General features: G+C 40.0%; 19 protein-coding genes. 4 read left to right on the forward strand and 15 right to left on the reverse strand.

The annotated features are described in order from the left end of the window. The first annotated feature begins 11 nt into the window (after window positions 1–11). The gene (locus tag FH508_RS19480) at window positions 12–1,685 is read left to right on the forward strand and encodes an amidohydrolase (protein ID WP_173479510.1); all 1,674 of its coding nucleotides are present in this window, start codon (window positions 12–14) and stop codon (window positions 1,683–1,685) included. Between the two features lie 99 nt (window positions 1,686–1,784). Here the strand turns inward: FH508_RS19480 and FH508_RS19485 are convergent, their stop codons facing one another. Next, window positions 1,785–2,507: a GntR family transcriptional regulator gene (locus FH508_RS19485; RefSeq protein WP_173479509.1), complete on the reverse strand. Its 723-nt coding sequence runs from the start codon at window positions 2,505–2,507 to the stop codon at window positions 1,785–1,787. Window positions 2,508–3,839: 1,332 nt separating this feature from the next. After that, entirely contained in the window at window positions 3,840–4,814 is a 975-nt protein-coding gene (locus FH508_RS19490; protein ID WP_173479508.1) for an MBL fold metallo-hydrolase, read from the reverse strand. Between the two features lie 82 nt (window positions 4,815–4,896). Here FH508_RS19490 and FH508_RS19495 point away from each other — a divergent pair, with 82 nt between their 5' ends. Further along, window positions 4,897–6,420, forward strand: coding sequence for an amidohydrolase (locus FH508_RS19495; protein WP_173479507.1), 1,524 nt, complete (start codon window positions 4,897–4,899; stop codon window positions 6,418–6,420). Between the two features lie 89 nt (window positions 6,421–6,509). Continuing rightward, window positions 6,510–7,280 (forward strand): IclR family transcriptional regulator, encoded by a 771-nt coding sequence (locus tag FH508_RS19500; RefSeq protein WP_173479506.1) that lies wholly within the window; start codon window positions 6,510–6,512, stop codon window positions 7,278–7,280. Here FH508_RS19500 and FH508_RS19505 read toward each other — a convergent pair. From FH508_RS19505 to FH508_RS19565, 13 genes are all read right to left on the reverse strand, one after another. Beyond that, entirely contained in the window at window positions 7,277–8,005 is a 729-nt protein-coding gene (locus FH508_RS19505; RefSeq protein WP_139859698.1) for an enoyl-CoA hydratase/isomerase family protein, read from the reverse strand. The two genes, FH508_RS19500 and FH508_RS19505, sit on opposite strands and share 4 nt — an antisense overlap. An 11-nt stretch (window positions 8,006–8,016) precedes the next feature. Next, a complete protein-coding gene (locus FH508_RS19510) occupies window positions 8,017–8,796 on the reverse strand; it encodes an enoyl-CoA hydratase/isomerase family protein (protein WP_139859696.1) in 780 nt (259 codons plus the stop codon). Continuing rightward, the gene (locus FH508_RS19515) at window positions 8,793–10,460 is read right to left on the reverse strand and encodes a CoA transferase (RefSeq protein WP_228134162.1); all 1,668 of its coding nucleotides are present in this window, start codon (window positions 10,458–10,460) and stop codon (window positions 8,793–8,795) included. Before FH508_RS19515 ends, FH508_RS19510 begins: the two co-directional genes overlap by 4 nt. Window positions 10,461–10,473: 13 nt before the next feature. Continuing rightward, window positions 10,474–10,617, reverse strand: a complete 144-nt coding sequence (locus FH508_RS19520; RefSeq protein WP_173479504.1) for a hypothetical protein — start codon at window positions 10,615–10,617, stop codon at window positions 10,474–10,476. A gap of 148 nt (window positions 10,618–10,765) precedes the next feature. Next, on the reverse strand, window positions 10,766–11,980 hold the full coding sequence (locus FH508_RS19525; protein WP_173479502.1) for a CaiB/BaiF CoA transferase family protein: 1,215 nt from the start codon (window positions 11,978–11,980) through the stop codon (window positions 10,766–10,768). Between the two features lie 15 nt (window positions 11,981–11,995). Continuing rightward, on the reverse strand, window positions 11,996–13,168 hold the full coding sequence (locus FH508_RS19530) for a CaiB/BaiF CoA transferase family protein (RefSeq protein ID WP_173479501.1): 1,173 nt from the start codon (window positions 13,166–13,168) through the stop codon (window positions 11,996–11,998). A gap of 12 nt (window positions 13,169–13,180) precedes the next feature. Further along, window positions 13,181–14,350: an acyl-CoA dehydrogenase family protein gene (locus FH508_RS19535; protein WP_173479500.1), complete on the reverse strand. Its 1,170-nt coding sequence runs from the start codon at window positions 14,348–14,350 to the stop codon at window positions 13,181–13,183. A gap of 13 nt (window positions 14,351–14,363) precedes the next feature. Continuing rightward, a complete protein-coding gene (locus tag FH508_RS19540) occupies window positions 14,364–14,780 on the reverse strand; it encodes a Zn-ribbon domain-containing OB-fold protein (protein WP_173479499.1) in 417 nt (138 codons plus the stop codon). A gap of 6 nt (window positions 14,781–14,786) precedes the next feature. After that, on the reverse strand, window positions 14,787–15,953 hold the full coding sequence (locus tag FH508_RS19545; protein ID WP_173479498.1) for a thiolase C-terminal domain-containing protein: 1,167 nt from the start codon (window positions 15,951–15,953) through the stop codon (window positions 14,787–14,789). 4 nt (window positions 15,954–15,957) lie between these two features. Beyond that, complete coding sequence (locus FH508_RS19550; RefSeq protein ID WP_173479497.1) at window positions 15,958–16,398, reverse strand: hotdog family protein; 441 nt, start codon at window positions 16,396–16,398, stop codon at window positions 15,958–15,960. An 11-nt stretch (window positions 16,399–16,409) separates the two neighbouring features. Next, window positions 16,410–16,925 carry an FAS1-like dehydratase domain-containing protein gene (locus FH508_RS19555; protein WP_173479496.1) on the reverse strand — a complete coding sequence of 172 codons (516 nt, stop codon included), beginning with the start codon at window positions 16,923–16,925 and terminating at the stop codon, window positions 16,410–16,412. 21 nt (window positions 16,926–16,946) lie between these two features. Continuing rightward, window positions 16,947–18,110, reverse strand: a complete 1,164-nt coding sequence (locus tag FH508_RS19560; protein WP_173479495.1) for an acyl-CoA dehydrogenase family protein — start codon at window positions 18,108–18,110, stop codon at window positions 16,947–16,949. A 22-nt stretch (window positions 18,111–18,132) separates the two neighbouring features. Further along, the gene (locus tag FH508_RS19565; protein ID WP_173479494.1) at window positions 18,133–19,704 is read right to left on the reverse strand and encodes a class I adenylate-forming enzyme family protein; all 1,572 of its coding nucleotides are present in this window, start codon (window positions 19,702–19,704) and stop codon (window positions 18,133–18,135) included. A gap of 131 nt (window positions 19,705–19,835) precedes the next feature. Between FH508_RS19565 and FH508_RS19570 the strand changes: the two genes are divergently transcribed. Beyond that, window positions 19,836–20,402, forward strand: a complete 567-nt coding sequence (locus tag FH508_RS19570; RefSeq protein ID WP_173479493.1) for a TetR/AcrR family transcriptional regulator — start codon at window positions 19,836–19,838, stop codon at window positions 20,400–20,402. Window positions 20,403–20,507: the final 105 nt, after the last annotated feature.

A 20,507-nucleotide genomic window follows, 5' to 3' on the forward strand; every position in this document is an offset into this window, starting at 1 on the left:
AGGTCAATAAAATGATTACAGTTGATTTACTTATTAAAAATGCAAATATTATTACGTTAGATGCCAAAAGTACTCGTGCTAATGTTTTAGCTTCTTACGAGGGAAAAATTGTAGGATTATGGTCTGCGGATGAGTTTACTAGAGTTAAAGAATCTTTAGTTTTGACTAAAAGCATTAACGAAGTAGATTTAAATGGGGCAACGTTAATTCCTGGTTTTATCGATACACATAACCATCTATTAATCTATGCTCTAAACAAGTCTCAAGTAGATTGTTCCCCGACGTATAATAAAAGCATTACAGATATATTGCGTAAGTTAACGGAGTTCCATAACAAACGCGTTGATAGCGGTTGGATTTTAGGCTTTGGCTATGATGATACAATGCTTACTGAGAATAGACATCCTACTCGAGAAGACTTAGATAAAGTAAGTACAGATCGACCTATATTTATCCGCCATATTTCAAATCATCTTGCAGTTGCAAACTCAAAAGCACTAGAAATCGCGCAGTTAGATGCTTCTATTAAAGACCCAGATGGGGGACATTTTGGACGGGATGCATTCAATAATTTAAATGGCGTTTTATATGAGCCAGCTGCAATGGACTTAGTTTTCAATAGTATCCCTACTCCATCGACCGAAGAAGTAATTGAGTTAATTCGCATAGCTTCTCAAGATTATTTAGCACAAGGAATCACAACGAATACGGATGCAGGGGTTGGATTAACATTAGGTCCAATAGAGTACGATATCCATATTGAGGCATTGAAAGAAAAAGCACATCCAATGCGAATGCGATTCATGATAATGAATGATTTATTATTGGAGGGTGGTATTTTCGAGGAATATGATGCACATCAACTAAATCAAAAAATAGTAAAGGATTCTAACGGCATGGCCAAGTTAGATAGTGCAAAACTATTCCAAGACGGCTCCATTCAAGGACTTACTGGCGCTTTACGTCAACCATATTATAATGATCCAAATTTATATGGAGATCTTATTTTCCCACAACATATTTTGAACAATTACGTATTAGATTTCCATAATCGTGGCTATAGAATAGCAACACACGGAAATGGAGACCGTTCTATAGGCTCGATTTTAGAAGCGTATCAGTATGCACTTGATACTTCACCACAAAGTGATCATCGTCATCGAATTGAACATGTGCAAACTGCTACACCTGAAGATTTGAAATTAATGAAAGACTACAATATTGCTGCTTCATTTTTCATTAATCATGTTTATTACTGGGGCGATCGCCATAAAAACATCTTTTTAGGGCCTGAAAGAGCAGCGAGAATGAACCCATTAAAAGAAGCCGATGATTTAGGCTTATTATATACATTACATTCCGATTGTCCTATTACACCTATTTCCCCACTCTTTTCAGTATGGGCAGCAGTTAACCGTATAACGAGAGATGGGCATGTATTAGGAGAAGAACAAAAAATTGATGTTGAAAGTGCCTTAAAATCTATGACGATTTATGGTGCGCAATTGAACTTCGACGAACAGGATTTAGGTAGTATTGAAATAGGAAAATTAGCTGATTTCGCAATTTTAGATAAGGACCCTACAGCCGTTGATCCTATGACAATTAAAGACATTCATATTTTAGCTACGATTATTAATGGTGAATTTGTGTATGAAAGTAAACAATTAGCTTTTTCAAAGTAAAAATAATTACTATTCCCCAATAGTAACTATTTATATATTTTAAAAAAAAACTACTGACTCCCCATTTGTCAGTAGTTTTTAAAATTTAATTATCCAGTTTTATTGCTTCTTTAACCGTTGAGACTTGAAGTGAAATGCATACTTACCAGGATTATAATCAGCTATACAATATTCAATAAGATCCCCATTAATATCGTAAACAAAGCGAGTCAGATGGAGTGTATTACTGTTTTCCTTAATATCAAGCAATTTACAATCCTCCTTGGAAATTGGCTTGCTCGTAATAACCTCATCTGCATCATGTAATTGAATATTCATTTCATCCTCTAATAAGTCATACAATGTACCACTTTTAATATCGAGTTTAGAAAGCTTTTCGCCAATTTCAATTGGGTAGTATTGTGTCTCAATAGCGATTGGCATATCGTCTGCATAACGTACACGCTTAATCAAATATGCTTCGGTTAAATTGATTGCTTCTTTTACTTCATTTGGAACCGTCACAATCCCATGTTTAATTAACTTCGTTCCTGGCTTCATTCCCATATTTTCAATACTTTTAGTCGTACTAATTAAATTACCTAACCAGTAATGAACTGGTTTTCTCGTAATATATGTACCTTTACCATGTCTTTTCTCCACAATACCGTCTATTGCTAGATGAGAGATGGCTTCTCTCACTGTACTTCTACTAACATTGAATTCTTCCATTAATTCACGTTCACTTGGTATTTTACCGATATATATACCTTGATTAATTTTCTTTTCGATCATTTTTCTTAATTGTATATGGAGAGGTATTGGATTATTTGAGTTAATCATTTTTGCACTCCTTTCAAAAGGGATAATTAGATTGATCTACATATCATCATAAATCCTAAAAGTAACTGAATACCCATAATTATCATTACTTCTATTATATCTAGACCGACAAGACCGCGTCCACATCATTGCGTTGTAAATTACTCGATTCTTGTCGTTCTTCATTTAAGGTATTCTTCTAAATTAAATAGAGCCATCTATAGTTAGATGGCTCTCAGACTGTAGACAAACTCGAGGTTTTTCGAATTTGTCTATCGTCCTTTTTTTAAAAAAACTAATATAGGTGATGACTACTGCGGTTGATTTCCGCTATGGGTGGGCGCTTTCCGCGGGCACATCGTAAGCCGCAACCCTCGCTAGCGCGCGGAATGCCCGCGTCTTACGTTTTGTGCTGTTCCCGCAGGAGTCGCCCACCCTCCGCTGCAATCAAATAGTGTCAACATGCTTTTTCGCAGGACAAAGTTAAAATACAGTACAATTTTCGCACTTATGATTATGTTTGCTAGTTGTCTGGTTTAATCATTAAATACATTAGAGGTCTACTGCCGTTGATTTCCGCTACGGGTGGGCGCTTTCCGCGGGCACATCGTAAGCCGCAACCCTTGCTAACGCGAGGAATGCCCGCGTCTTACGTACTGTGCTTTCTGAGCAGGAGTCACCCGCCCTTCACTCCAATCAACTTTATATGAATTTCTAACAGTCTACTATAATCATGGCAAACAGCTTTACAGGGAGGAGATGCTCGAAGAGTATGGCGACGCGAAAGTAAGAACCCCTTTTTTACAATAAAAATAACAAAAGGGAGTAAGATTTCTATTCTTAATCCCTTTTGTCGACAAGCTGTGAGCCATCTATAGTTAGATGGCTCTATTGCTGTCCTATATATAAAATGCATGTTCACTATAATAATTTGTAGCATTTAATGCTCTAAAGATTGCAACAAAGTTATCACATGTGGTTATTGCATGAAACTCTATTTACATCCTAACGCTTGCCCAATTACAAGATAGAAATAGTTAGAAGAGGCTAACTTCTCACACTTGTTTAAGCTTCCTTATTGGTTAGCTAATTCATAGTTTTTTAAGTTATCTATTGCTAACTCTGCACAGTCTGTAGCCATTTCACATAAATCCCTTATATACCTTCCTGCCAAAACATGTCCAAGCGAAGAAGGTCACTATCGCCTTATATTCTATTTTCATGCACCCCTTCTAGAAATTTTTTATAATTTGGAAAAAGAACTACCATTGTTTTTTGCGAAAAATAAAAAGAAGTATATCCTTGCCAGTACGGCAAAAATACACTTCATGAAAGATAAAGTGTGCATACGTCTTAACAAAGTGTAAACGGCTTTTCATCTGTCAAACCGCTTCTATAAAAGTTGTAACTTTGACCTTTGCGCTTTCGTATTAAATAATTGCGCTCCATTAAATAATGCACAAAGGTAATCACTTGAATAAAAGCAGCTCCTCGAAGCTCTACAGGCTTATGTGCATACACCTGATTCGTAATTTCCTGTGCTGAGGCACCTTCTTCAGGTATTGCATTTAAAATTTGCTGACATTTGTCAGTATAGTGTGCCATTAATCGTGATACGCGCTCATTAAAGTCTTCAATTTGTGTCCCATGGGCAGGCAATGCATCATGAATTTTTAATTGACCTAAGCTTTCAAATGTCGCCAAATATAAGGCGAGCGGATTTTGCATTTTTGTTGAAGGCATAACAATCGGGTTAATAATTTCTAATAAATGATCCCCTAAAAATAAAACGCCAGCCTCTTTTTCATAAAAACAATAATGATCTGCCGAGTGACCTGGTGTCCAAATTGGCTGCAAATTAAAGGTTTCACTTTCAATCATTTGATGCTCCGAAAAAATAACATCGACATGTACTTGAAATGGTTCGTAACGATTAAATACCGCTGATGCCGCTTGATCTTGCACCATCCCATAATCAGCTAGAAAAGATAAACTGCCATCGTCGGTAATGCCGTTTTCAAAACGTTCCCGTCTGCTTGTTAATTCCTCGTAACTTCGTTGAGACATCCAAATAGTTGCCTCATACTCATCTTGGAGCCATTTTGCCAAACCAAAATGATCAATATGCAAATGTGTGATGAGCACACGGTTAACTTTACGTTCACCAATTACCTGCCGCCATATTTCTTTCGACTCGACTGTATCGTCACCTGTATCAATAATTGTAATACCTGATGGTTCTTCAATTACATAGCAATTAACACTACGTAAATCATAAGGAATAGGCAATGTAACCATTTGCCAATTTAAACGTTTTTGATTTTGCATCTTTCCACCTCTACTTAATTATTCTATTATTCTGTCTTTTTATGTTAAGATAATAGCACTTCTTATGGAAAGGAGCCAACTTATGGTACAACAAATCGATTTATTTATTTATAATGCCGTTATCGTAACGCAATCAAAATCTGTACCAATCGCTACAAGTATGGCCATTCTTAACGGAAAAATCATCGCTTTATTTGGACATAATGATTGTTCACCTTATCGAGCTAAAATAAATATTGATGCACAGCAAAAAGTGATTTTGCCTGGTTTCATCGATGCACATTGTCACTTACAAGCGATGGTTAGCGAGCAGTTTAATATACATATACCGACCTCATACGAAACGAAAGAGACGCTTTTTGCCTATCTTCGTGAGCAAATATCGCTCATTCCAACTGGAAATTGGGTTCGTATTAATGGCTATCATCCTTATCATTTCTCGCAAATAGAGCCTTTCACTATGGCGATGCTAGATGAGCTTTCTACAGAACACCCAATCCGTTTACGTTATGTAACACGACATACCTCCGTGTTAAACAGCAAAGCCTGGGACTATTTTAAACATGCTTTAGAAAGTCATTCTAAAGAAGGCATTCATTTGGAGCTAAATTCTTTTGGACAGCCTACAGGTATTATTCATGGAGCCGACGCTTTCCTAAACGAATTTGTATTACCGAAATTACCTGAAGCGCAGTGGTTAGCTGGTATAAAAACTTTACAATCAAAACTTCTATCTTTAGGAATTACTACTGTTTGTGATGCATCTGCCACGACATCCGCTTCGCAGCTTACAGTATGGAAAAAAGCGGCTCAACAATTTTGGAAAATTCCCGTTCACTGGATGACAGGTAGCGCTCACTTTGATGACCTTGCAAATCAGCTTCAACCTATACCCATATTTAAACGCAATGCCTTAAAAATTGTATTGGAGACAATGCCAGAAATTTACCCTCGTCAAGATACCGTTGTACACATGATGAAACAAGCATTTCTCGAAAATAGCCCAGTGGCAATTCATGTTGTTAATCCTGAAATGGTTTGGCATGCCATTGATGCTTTACAAACAGTACGTCAGCAACTCCCTGAAATAAAAGGAATTTGCCGATTTGAACATTTGAGTTTATGTCCCGAAGCTTTTTTTGAGATGTTACATGAAAATCAAATACAAGTCGTCACAAATCCTCCGTTTATCGACGTTCATGGTGATCGCTACATACAGCAAGTAGACGACAGTGAGCACAGTTGGCTTTATCCAGTGAATTCTTTACTACAACACGGTATAACAGTTGCAGCTGGTTCAGATGCACCTGTCGCCCCTATCTCCCCTTGGCTTGGCATGCATGCGTCATGTACAAGGCAAAGTAAGGATGGCTTGCCAGTCAATATGCAAGAGGCTGTGTCAAGACAGGAAGCTCTGAATCTTTATACAACCCATGCCGCTTTCGTTATTGGTGAACAACAACGAATAGGTCAACTTGCACCAGGCTATGACGCTAATTTTATTATTGTGGAACAGCATCCCTTAAACTGCACATTGGCTCAGCTTCGAAATATGCAAGTATTAGAGACGTGGATTGCTGGTGAGCGACTTTATCATTCTTTATAACAAATATTGTAATTCGTACAATAACTATATATAATAAATAGTTAATTGCTATAATCGCAATTTTCAAAAAACGTAAAGGTGTGAAAACCATGGATAATACAAAAACCGTCCACCGATTAAGTACTGTGGATAATGCCATCTCATTACTCACATTATTTTTAAAATACAAATCCATTGGGCTAGTTGATATTGAGCGTGAACTAAAAATTAGTAAAACAGCGGCATTTCGTTTAGCTGCCACTTTAACTGACCGTGGCATGCTTTTAAAAAATTCGGATAGTAAAACGTATCAGCCAGGGCCAATTATTTTCCAAATCGTCAATCGCTTTCATTCACCAGATATTGTTTCGATTGCTCAACCGTACATGGCGGAACTAGCAGCTAAAACAAAAGAGTCTGTTTACTTATCAATACGCTCAGGTAATAAACACCTCTTTTTATCGGGGGTTGAGAGTGAACATGCTTTAAAAGTCACTACGCCACTTGGGGAAGAATATGAATTATATTATGGCGCTATCGGCAAATTACATATGGCCTACATGTCGCCAAAAGATTTACAAACGTATTTTAATCGCACTACCTATATCCAATATACAGAAACTACACTTGATATTGAACTTTTTAAGCAACAGCTCTCCACCATCAAGCAAGACGGTTATGCTTGGAGCCTCGGTGAGCGAGCAGATGGTATGATTGGCGTTGCCGCGCCTATTTGGGGTAATAGTGAAGAGCCTTTAGCTGCACTCACGATTCTCCTCCCGCTTGCCCGTTATCATGAGGACATCAAAGAACAGATGGAAAAAATTTTACAAGAATACACAGCAAAAATTACACAAGATTTTCTTGAACAACAACACTAGCCATTTGCGATGACCTTTTGCTTATAACATTCCTTAACAAGGGTTTGTTCAAATGCAAGCCCTTGCTCTAAAGATCGATCCATCCCACTAGAAATGAGCCGTTTAATTTGCTGTGCTGTTTTAGAATACGTCGTTATACGCTTCATAAAACGCATTACTTCATCAAATAAATGCTCTTCTGGAAAAATGTCTGTGACAATTTGACGAGCCTTCGCTTCCTCTGCCGATAAATAATAACCTTTCATCGCAAAATCTATCGCCCAACCATGTCTCATTAAACGGGGTAGGCTTTGTGTCCCTCCAGCGGCTGGTAACATCCCTAGCGCACATTCAGGCAACGATATTTTTGTTTTCGGTGCTGCAAAACGAAAGTCGCAAATCATCGCCATCTCTATTCCTGAGCCAACAGCAAAGCCATGCAAAATAGCGGCAATCGGCTTTGGACATCGGCGGAATTCCTCCCATATATCATGCTGAATCCGAATTTTCCGTTTCTCAATAACAGAAGGGATTGTGCCAAATTCCTTTAAATCTGCGCCTGCGCAAAATCCTTTGCCATTACCACGTAATATAACGCCATCGATTGTAGGATCAGCTTGTACTGCTAAAATTTGTTCATACAATGCATCACGCATCGCCACACTAACGGCATTTAATTTTTCAGGATGATTCAATGTAATAATAGCTATATTTTCATCTCTCTCTAATAAAACGATTGATTCCATGTAATCGCCTCCTACTCCCCAATAAAATGTGGCTTGCGCTTCTCTAAAAATGCTTCAACACCTTCCATACGATCACGTGAAGTTTGTAATAATAAATAAACATCTAACTCTAAACGTAACCCTTGCTCAAATGGTAGCTCACTACCACGATATAAGCATTCCTTCGTATACTGTAATGATAAAGTAGAAAGCTCGCTTAGACGCAGTCCTTCAGTACAAGCCGTTTGCCATAGCTCCTCACGTGGCACTTGTGTTGTAGCTAAACCTAGCGCAATCGCTTCTTGCGCATCTACAGGAGACTGACCTAGCAAGACATTCATCGCTGCGCCTTTACCAATTAGTCTTGGCAATCGCTGTGTAATGCCCCCAGCTGGTACTAAACCGTAAGCTAATTCAGGTACCGCAAATTGCACATCTTCCGCAATAATCCGAATATCTGCAATACAAGCAAAACTAAATGCTAATGATGTGCATTGCCCATGGATGGCCATAATAATTGGATATGGGAGCTTTGCCCAAAGTTCAAGTACGTCTGTTGCAAGACTTACTGTCTGATATTGCCGTGGAACATCTTCCTCTGAAATTGCAGGGAGTCTACTGCCAATTGAAAACTCATCTGCACTCGAACCGACAACAACTACCTTAATATTCGTTGCATCACGCAAATAAATAGCGATATCTCGCAACTCTTGAATAAAGGGTGCATGCCATTCATTTTGTGTTTTACTGTCTACTAGTTGTATGTAGGCAATGCCTTGCTGTTGGGTTATATTAATAAATTGATAATTCATAATGTATCCCTCTTTTCTTTGGAATAATGTGACTTGTAAAAAGCAGTATGCTCACCAAAATAAGGCGCTCTTTCTTTCTGTTCGTGCCATGAACTTAGTGTTTCTTCTATTATATTGTCATCACAGTTATTCATTGTGTTGACACCTGATGCATCCGAAGTAGGCTCATAAGGAACCCAAGCAACCAGCGTCGCTACTTCATATTGCGAGACATCAATCATATAGGCCGCATACGTTGTCGTTTGTTCATACAAAGCAAGAGCAATCGAAAAGGCACCGATAACACCTGCCAACATATCACTAATAGAAAACAGAGGAAGCGTAGGTGTCCCTGTATGATCTACTGTTTGTGCGACGATTCCACCCATTGACTCCAATGTCGAGCCATAGCCTACATAATCTCGAAAAGGTCCTGTTTGACCAAATGCGGATAACGATGCATGAATAATTGATGCATTGTGTAGCTGTAGTACATCATCCGTCAAGCCAAAATTCACCATTACACGTGGGCTAAAATTATTTACGACAATATGGCTGTCTTCTATGAGATGTAATAGAACCTCTTTATCTGCTTCCACATTCAAATCTAGAACGACTGATTTTTTATTGCGATTTAGCTCTTCAAAAAAAGGAGTTGATCCCGACTTACCGCGAATGCCATCTGGACGATGGGGCGCTTCAATTTTAATTACTGTCGCTCCTAAATCCGCAAATAAACGTGTACAATACGGGCCAGCCCACATCGCTGTCATATCCACAATTTGCAACGCCTTAAAACTGGTAAAAGAAAAGGACTGGTTTGCTGCCAGCCCTTTTGACATAATCCATGGGGAGCGGATGATGCGTTGTTGTTCAATAAAACCTCGACTTTTATGTTGGGGACATTGTATTACTTCCTGATGCGATTGGACACTAGCAAAAGGTAATCTAAACGTTTGCCCGAGTGTCATTAGCTCTTGCCGTAACTGACTGGAACTCCACTTACTTAGTGATGCCTCGATTGTGCTTTTTTGCAACCGTCGTTCCAATTGTGTTGTACAAGTTGGTAAATCTACTTGTGCCCAGCGGGTTAAAAATGCCCACTGTTCATCACTAGGCGCACCAATGAACAGTGGACCATCCACAGCAGGGGTTAGCATCATCGGCACAATCTCTTGTTCTTCTTTTGTAAACAGGCGACCATGTAGTGCACTCGCTAAAATGGAGGCAACATGTACAACTACTGTGGCACCGCGTTGCCCTTCAAGTAACTGACAAACTGAGACAAAAGCAATATGAGCTGCCACTAATATAGAGGCGGGGAAACCTCCGATGGCAATAGAAGGGGATGATTCTTGCTCACTTTCCTTAAGCCAGCCAGCTTTCACTTGTAGTTCACGCTCATCACCTGTTTGAAAAGATTGAAAGTTAATGAATATTGTGACTGCCTGTGGAAAACACGCTGCTCTCCACTTACGATCGTCCGTTAGTACAATATCCCATTCACTCCCTGTTTGTACCGATGATGTAAGCACCTTCTGTGAATCACAAAAGAAAGGTTGCTTCATACTTACTTTTTCGACATATGCTCCTTGCTGCCGTAATAATTCAGCAGCATAACTCGTTGCAAGCGTTGTTGAAAGTTCCAGTATTCGACAGCCCTTAAGTGTTTGCTGCTTCATCATACGACCTCCTATCTTAGTCCGCTGTTGGTAATGCGACGGGCTTTTTCACCTGCATATTTTTATCGCAACATTGTACAGAACCTTCACCGGATTTGATGCACATTACTTCACTCCCACATTCCAAACATTCAAAGCGTTTTCCTAATTGATTCGCCATCGTACGTCACTCCTTACTTTTTCTCACTAATCTTTTGCCCACAGCAAGTTAATTGTCCTTCACCGATTTTCATCATAATGAACTCGCTTTGACATTTTGGGCATGTGAATTTCGTACCGATTTTAATAGTCATTTACGCTCCCTCCCTTTAGCTAAGCATTTGACTGCCGATAATATTTTTTTCTAGCAAGCGATTATAATCTTCATCTGAAAGTTGTAATAACTCCTTAAATACATATTCATTATCCTGACCAAGTAATGGCGCGGGTGCTTTATGTAAAACACGTTCATTGTTCCATTTAATTGGCCAAGACGGATATAGATGTGTTCCTACATACGCTCGTGTTACTTCTTGAAACATATTTTTTAAAAATGGATCATGCTCCATTTCATGCACTTCCAATACAGGACCTGCTGGCACACCGACTTTTTGGAGACGTGATGCAATTGCATGATGTGTTTCATGCTGCGTCCACTTCGAAATAATGGCATCCAATTCATCATGCGCTGCTATGCGCCCTGCTACTGTCTTGAAACGCTCATCCTCTAGAAGCGATTGCGCATTCATTTCTTGGCATAAGTTTTGCCATTCCTCATCTGAAGTGATGGAAATCGCAACCCAACTATCTTTGCCTTGAGTACGGTATACACCTTGTGGGGCTATTCCTGGCTGACGATTGCCTACACGACTCCAATTTTCACCATTCAATATAAAGTCTGCAATAGGTGCACCCATGTAATTCACACAGCCTTCATTTTGCGCAAGCTCAATTTCCTGTCCTTCACCAGTACGATCGCGATGCTCTAATGCAATTAACAAGGCAGCCGCCGCATGAAAGCCTGCTAATACATCTGCAACGCCAAGTACAGTCATCGGTTTACCATCTTGGTAACCATTTAATTGTGCAATACCCGATAACATTTCAAATGTATACGCAAATCCAGGTTGGTCACGATATGGCCCTGTTTTCCCGTAGGCTGGCATTGAAAGCATAATCACATCTTTCTTATACTGAGATAGCACGTCATATGTTAAATGAAAGTTTTCCATCACACGTGGTGTATAGTTTTCAATAACAATATCGCATTTTTCCATCACCTTTTTAAAATACGCTTTTCCCTCTTCATCATTTAAATTAAGCGTTGCACCTAATTTATTATGATTGGCAGCGTTAAATTGTGGACCAAACTCCCACCAATCTTCCTTCGGGGAAGTTAACATAAAACGGAAGCCATCTGGTGATTGAATAGATTCCAACTTTATAATTTCCGCACCAAGTGCACCGAGATAAGATGTACACATTGGGCCTGACCACCACATCGACAAATCTAAAATGCGTACTCCCTTTAATGGTTGATGCATATGATTTCACCCTTTCTAGACTTGTGTACTTTTATCATAAAATGGTTTGAATGTTTTTTCGTTATGCTCACCTAGCAAAGGAGCGCTTGTACGAATCGACCAAGGTGTTTTCGACATTCGGAAAGGTGCACCAGGTTGCTTCATTATGCCAAGCTCTGGATGATTGACCTCGACGAAAAATTCACGTTCTACATACTGATCTAAGGATAGTAGGTCTTTAAAAGTCGGAACAAGCGTTACAGGTACACGCCATTCATTGCCTAAAGCAAGCACTTCCTCAGTCGTACGCTCCATTAAAAACGCATCAAGACGCTCTTGAAAAATGTCCTTATGCATTAATCGCTGAGGTAACGTTGTAAAACGCTCATCTTCTACCCAATCATAAGCCTCAATCATAAAGCAGAACCCTTGCCAATGTTGACCTGTCAGAACACTTATGCCGACATGCCCATCCTTACATTGTTCAATGCCTGGCAGCATAACATAACGTCCTTCATACTTAAAAACACTTGTCGGATAAGAGTTTTGAACAGTTGGATAGGAACGCTGTAATAAACCCATCTCTGCGATGGATATATCTAAATGTGCACCTATTCCCGCTACACGTGCCCCTCGACATGCCGCAATAGCGGAGGATGCGGCAAATGTACCAGTGATATACTCTAAAATACGTAATTGTCCTGCTGCACGAACTGGCTCTCGATTCGGCTCACCAACTGAAGATAAAAAACCGCTCATTGCCTGCGTAATAATCTCTGTTGCCTTATAATGCGCAAACTCTCCCTGTTGCCCAAAGTTTGAAATCGATACCATAACAAGCTTAGGATTAATCGCCTTTAACGTTTCATAATCTAAGCCTAGTCGCTGCATCACACCAGGCGCAAAGTTTTCAACAAGTAAATCCATATCCTTCACTAATTGCTTAATAATACGTATACTTTGCTCGGATTTTAAATCGAGAGTAATACTTTGCTTATTATTATTTAAATAAGCAAATAAACCGCTCGCATTTAAATTTTCCTCATTATTTTTAAAGGGACCCGCTGCTCTTGATGGATCTCCTGTTTCAGGACGTTCCACTTTAATGACTTCAGCCCCATAATCCGCCAATATTTTGGTACAATACGGTCCTGCAATATGCCAGGACAAATCGAGTACTTTCAGATGTGTTAATGCTGTTTGTGTCATCTACTCCCCCCCTCACATACTAGATACTTTTGAAGGTTCTTCTTGCTTTATGGACAACCATTCACCTAGATTGTGCAGATGTACTTCTGATGAACCAAACGCTAGTTGTTGCCCTTTGAAGCGACGGTAACAAAACTGTAATGGGTAGTCATAATCAATCCCCATTCCACCGTGCAGTTGATGGGCACCTGTTACTACCTTTTGCCCTTCCTGGCTAAGCCAAGCTTTTGCAATGGCTACTTCTGTTTTCGCATCTTTGCCTTCTACTAATCTTGAAAAGGCATGAAAGGCTGCTAGACGACCACCTTCAACAATTGTTAACATATCCGACATGCGATGTTGAACCGCTTGGAACGAACCGATTGGTACATTAAATTGATGACGCTCCTTCACATAATCAGAGGTAATATCAACTGCTCGGCTGAGTACACCTGTCATTTCAATAGACTTTAATGCAGTCGCAAATGTTAGCATATCGCTTGCTACACGGAACCCTTCTCCAGCCTTTCCTACGATTTGCTCCACGCTTACTTCTACATGATTGAACTGCACTTCACATAAACCGTCTGCACTAATCGTTGGAATGTCTTTCACTTCAATTCCTTTTGTAGCCTTATCAATAAGGAAAACTGTCAAACCTGCTTCTGACCCAACAGCACCCTGATCTGTACGAGCTACAACAAATAGTTTTTCAACTGACTGTGCAAATGGAACAAATAACTTCGTGCCATTTAACACATATTTGTCGCCCGCAAAAACCGCTTCTAGCGTCAAATGCTCCAATTTGTTATGAGCATGTGGCTCTGCAATCGCATAGCTGACCTTTTGTTCGCCACTTGTAAATGCAGGAAGCAAAGTTTCCTTTTGTGTCTCCGTACCATGTGTAAGTACTGGCATGACACCACTTACGATTGTGGAGAAGAAAGGACCTTGGAATAAGCCCCAACCCGCTTCCTCCATGACAATCGCTAAATCTAAAAAGTCTCCATCAAAGCCACCATATTGCTCTGGCACAACAAGACCGACAAAGCCCAAATCTACCAGTTCGTTATATAGCTTCTCTGAATAATGATGTGGATTTTTTTCAAAAGCGTGTAGTTCCTCCAATGCACACTTCTCTTTAAAAAACTTGCGTGCAGTTTGTTTAAACTCTTTTTGAATATCATTTAAATGAAAATCCATTTACGACCCCTCCTCATATTTTTTTAAACTTAATAAGAGATAAGTCTTCATAGACCTGATCGTCTATGACTACTTCTACAGGCATACCAATTGCCAATTCATCTGGGGCAGCGTCCAGCATATTGCCGACAATTCTTGCACCATTTTCTAATTCAACTAATACTACTTCGTACGGTGTTTGAAATCCTGGGTGTACCGAACGGTGGTACACAACATAAGAATAGATTGTTCCTTTTGTAGGCGCCTCTACCCATTCCAAGTCAAAACTATGGCAGTTATAACAAATAGGACGCGGTGGATGTAACACTGTACCGCACTTAGAGCATTGCTGAAAATGTAATTTCTTTGTTTCCTGAAGCTTTTGCCAAAACATTTCCGTATCTTCATTCATATTTGGCTTTGGTGTGCCAATACCCGTATATTGCACCATATTGTTTTACCCCCTTCTTAAAATGAGCCCACTTGTTGGCACACATGTACCACCTGTAACAAGCACATTTTCTACGTTATCTATTTGTGTTGTGGATGTACCACGAATTTGACGAACACCTTCTGTTATTAAATTCATGCCATGTAAATAACCTTCCGACATTAAGCCTCCTGCTGTATTAATCGGTAACTGCCCGTGACGATTAATGCGCGTGCCGCCTTCACAAAACGCAACCCCTTCGCCTCTACTAACAAAGCCAAGTGCTTCCAGTTGCATCGGAATTAATGGACTAAATGCATCGTAAATCTGTGCCACATCAATGTCCTGCGGTGTAATACCAGCTTGCTGGAATAACTTTTTACCTGATGCTTCTACTTCATGCAAAAACGTAATTTCATCGCGGTAATAACTCGTCATCACTTCTCCATTTGTAGACATTCCTTGGCTCGCGCCAGCTATAATCGCAGGCTTTTGCCTTAATGCTTTTGCACGCTCTGGCGTTGTCACAATAACTGCAATGGCACCGTCCGTACTTAAACAGCAATCATGGCGACGCAATGGCTCGACATTAATTGGCGATTCTAAGTATTCCTCCATCGTCATTTTGCGATGATGAAAAATAGCATTTGGATTACGGTTCGCATTTTCACGATTAACTAACGGTGCCCACGCTAGCTGTCCATCCTTTATGCCATATTCATGAATGTAGCGGTTGGCAAACATCGCTACCCATGACACAGGTGTTAATAAGCCATATGGATGATACATGCCCATGTTCAAATCTCCACTTACACGTGTTGGCTCGAAATCGCCATAACGCATCGGACCAGATGCATCACGAATGGACCGTACACAAACGACATAGTTCGCCATACCCGATGCGACAGCTGCCGCTGCACTGGCAACCGTGCCACAACTCGCACCACCACCATATGGAATTTGATTGAAGTAGCTTAAGTTAGGAATGCCAAGTGCACGTACTATATCTATTTGAGTCGCACTATCCATCGTATAATTGACCATGCCATCGATTTCGTTTATAGCTAAACCTGCATCCTCTGCTGCAGCTAGAATCGCTTCAAGAGCCATTCTTAATTCCGTTCTTCCACAATTTTGACTAAATTCCGTTTGTCCAATTCCTACAATTGCTGCTTTCCCTTGAATCGTTTCCACACTTTTACCCCCTTGGTATTGCTAAAACGCCTTCTCCTAATGCGTGATAGCCTAGATTGTTTTTACCGACAAACTCTATCTCTACTAGCCATTCATTATTGTCCTCATACTTGTTTTTGACATGACCGCTAAAAACGAGCGTGTCATTTGGATAGTTCGGAACTGCCAATTTCAACGCAATTTTTTTCAACGTGCTTTCTGGCCCTGCCCAATCAGTTAAGTACTTACCAACAAGACCGTTCGTCGTTAAAATATTCATAAAGACATCATCTGCGCCAGCTGCCTTTGCTGCCCTATGATCGTGATGGACGTTTTCATAATCATGCGTCGCTGCAATGGCACCGCCCACAACTAATGCTGCCGTTACCTCCCTAGAGGTAGTTGGCAATTCCGTTCCGACTTCAATGGCATTCCACGTTATGCTTGCATATGTCGTCGCTTCCATTCTCATTCCTCCTATTCTTGCACTTGTGCTTGATACGATAAGATTGTAAATGACTGCTTACAGACAACCTCATTGCGCTGATTTAAAAAGGTATATAAAAATGTCGAGAAGTATCCTGGCCCACGTGCCGTTTGCTTTAACGGTGAGATTTCTTTTACGGACAGCGTATAACTAATGTCATCTCCAATTTTCATTGGCTCAAAATATTCTTGTACTTGCGCTGTCGCAACAATCGAAGAATAGCCATGCTCCTTTAGTAAATCTACTAAGTTTTCCATTGAATTTTTTTCACGCTCTACTTTGGGCCAAAGTGGATTCATCGTATATACTTGCACCTGTGTTGGTGGTGCGATGATTTCCCCGTAGCGTGAATTCTTTGCATATGCGTCATCATGATAGAGTGGATTGGCATCTTCCATTACCTCACAATAATGGCGAATCATCGGACGGCACACTTCGTCAGTGCCCTTTGTCACCTCTGATTCAATGCCAACGAGCGATTGTAACATTTCTGTTGTTAATGACATATCTTCATCCCCTCCTTTGTATTAAGCACGGCGTAAGCCTAAACCAAAACGCGCGACTAAATCACGTTGCACATCATTGGCACCGCCTCCAAATAAGAACACTAGGCGTTTCTTTGCATAACTTTCTGCATCGCCGTTCGCGATTGCCCAATCAGAGCCATCTCGCACTTGCCCAAATAGCCCCATAATATGCATACAAGAATCAAAGACACGCTGATTGATTTCAGCTGCAAACACTTTATTCATCGAAGGTCTAAATGGCGCTTCTTGTTCATTGTCATGGCCCCATGCAGCACGGTAATTGAGTAAACGCAATACTTCTAAATTCATCTTCATTTGTGCAAAATGCTCTTTTACCCACGGTCGATCAATGACACGTTCTCCATCAATGACTGCATCTTGAGCAAATGCCAATGTTTCTTCCACCATACGCTCCATCCGTGCATATGTAGAAAGCATTAAACGTTCAAGGGATAGCTGTGACGTAATGTATTGCCAGCCTTTATTTTCTTCACCAACAAGTGCCGAAGCTGGTACGCGCACATTTTCATAGTACGTAACATTCGTTTCCTCACCCATTAATGCCATAGGTGTGACTGAAAATCCTGGGTCTGACGTTGGCACTAAAAAAATCGAAATACCCTTATGCTTTGACACTGTTGTATCTGTGCGCGCGGCAAGCCAAATATAATCAGCAATATGTGCATTGGTTGTAAAAATCTTTTGACCGTTAATGATATAGTCATCACCATCACGAATCGCTGTTGTTTCTAATGCAGCTAAATCAGTTCCTGCTTGCGGTTCTGAATAGCCAATCGCTATCTCAACTTCACCTTTTAATATTTTTGGTAGAAAATAATTTTTTTGTTCCTCAGTCCCTAATTTCATTAACGTTGGACCGACTGTTTCTAGCGTAATGAATGGAATATTGACACCTGTACGATCTATTTCCTCGATGAAAATATATTGCTCAAGCGGCGTAAGACCTTGCCCCCCATATTCCTTTGGCCAACCAACACCGAGCCAGCCATCTTCACCAAGCTTTTGAATGTACGACTTCCAAATAGGTCCCCCTTCAGGTGTATCTTTTAACTCTTCGATTAACTCCTCTGTTATTTGCTCCGCCAAGTACTCACGAATTGTTTTTCGTAACAATTCTTGTTCTGCTGTTAATTCGAATTTCATTTCCCCCATCACCTTTCTATTTTTATTCCACTAAGTTAGTAGTATATTGATCACGTAAATCACGCTTTAATAACTTTCCAGATGATGTACGTGGTAATTCCGTTGCAAATTCTATTATTCTAGGACATTTAAAACTAGCGAGTCGCTCTCGACAATAAGCCGTAATATCCGCAATAGCAGGCGGTGCAAGTTCATTAGTTGGAATAATGACCGCTAAAATCTCTTCGCCCCACTCCACACTAGGTACGCCAATCACCGCTGCATCCGAAATCTCTGGATGAGCAATGAGCACATTTTCAATTTCCTGCGGCGCAATATTTTCACCACCACGGATAATCATGTCCGAGTTGCGACCTTTTAAAAATAAATAGCCATCCTCATCTAAATAACCCATATCTTTTGTGTTAATCCAGCCATCAATCAACGTTTCTTGCGATTCATCAGGACGATTCCAGTAGCCCTTCATCGCCTTTGCCGTTTTGATGTAAACGTTACCAATTTCATTAGGCGGTAACTCATGTTGACCGTCATCGAGTATTTTAATATCCACATTTGGCAACGGCTTTCCTACCGAATGTAAGCGTTCAATCTTGCGTGCAATTTCTTCTGGTGTGCCTACAAGCTTATGATCATCTGGCCCTAACACAGCAACTGTTGATGTCGTTTCTGTCATACCAAACGCATTGGCAAAATCGACGGATAAAGGGAACATCTCAATCGCCTGACGAATAATCGGGAATGGCATCGGAGCTGCACCGTACGATAAGCTTTGTAAACTTGAAAAATCAGTTTGTCCGAAGCGTGGATGATCGATAATACGCTTGAGCATCGTAGGTACTAAAAAAGCATGTGTCACTTGCTCTTGCTCTAACGTGTCTAGCCACTTATCTGCCTCAAACTGGCGAATCAATACAATACGGCGTCCACCATAAATACAGTTACAAATACTTGTTGCCCCCGCTACATGATAATTCGGAACACATGTTAACGATGCGCCATTCGGCAAACCCGTTGCTGCTTCGGTATGCCCCATCACATAATTCGTTAGCTGTGTATAAGTAAGCATGACCCCTTTCGGCAAGCTCGTTGTCCCACTCGTATAGAGTAAAATCGCAATATCGTCTTCTTCTATGTCAGCAAAGTCAATCATTGGCTCATTGTTCGCAATATATGTTTCATACAATTCGTAACCTTGTGCGTCATCGCCAATTACAATCGTCTTGTCAATATTGCACATTGGGTTAGTTAAAAATTGTTTGATTGATTGGACATAGCGACTCTCAATTAGTAAAACTTTAATCCCACTATCTCGTAGCATATATGCCAACTCTTCTGGCTTAGCACGATAATTAATCGGCACAATGGTTGCACCTAGTTGAAATGCTGCAAAAAAACTTTCTACTACTTCAGGGCTATTTGTCGAAACAATCCCCACTCGATCACCACGTTTAACACCATCGGCTGCCAACCGACTAGCCAATGCACCAACACGCTTGGATAGTTGCTCATAAGTTAGACGCCTTTTAAAAAAAGTTAAAATTTCTTGCTCTGGTGCAATACTTGAGGCAATTGACAATAGCAAATATGCGTTCACTTCTCCACACTCCTTTATTGAATATTCAGAATATTATAGTCATTTCGATTATGATAATATATAATTTCGAATATAGCAATATTACTTTTAATTTTTTTATTGGAACTTAAATAAAAAAGTGGGGTGTTTTTATGAAGGTAAAAAAAGACCGTCGTGCACAGCATTCGCGTAACTTAATCAAGCAAACGTACATTGCTTTAGTTCAAGAAAGAGGCTCTACAGTTGTTTCGATAACAGATATCGTCGCTCGTTGTAATATTAATCGCTCTACGTTTTACATGCACTTTCAAACAAAGGAACACTTACAAAATCAAATTGTTTTGGATTTCATTGAAGATATTTGCGGGATTATGGTTCAGTATGCCGAACCTTCTCCAACCTTCTTTTTTCAATATGATGTACAACATGCAATCTTTAGCTATGTAGAACAGCACTATGTGGCCTTCCACACCTTTTTAACGTTTAGCGACTCTTTTATGAAAAGACTTTCTGCGGAAATTTATAACCAATTTTTACTTGTAGTAAAGGACAAGATGCCGGCACCTCAAATTGCTGCCACGTATTATGCCTCCGTCATAACAGGCATGATTTATCATTGGAGTGTGGAAACCTATTATCAATATTCCGCACAATTTATAGCGCAAGAAACGACAAAACTTTTTGAGTCCAACATGCTTTGTCAGCAATCAGAACGTTAAAGAAAGAAAAATGTCGAAACATCAGTAAAAACACATCAAAGTACAAGACATTGTTGTTTATACGACATTTCCATAGATTTTGTGGATTGAATTCCGAAAAATATA

The organism is Lysinibacillus sp. CD3-6, assembly GCF_006351725.2.
GTDB lineage: Bacteria > Bacillota > Bacilli > Bacillales_A > Planococcaceae > Lysinibacillus.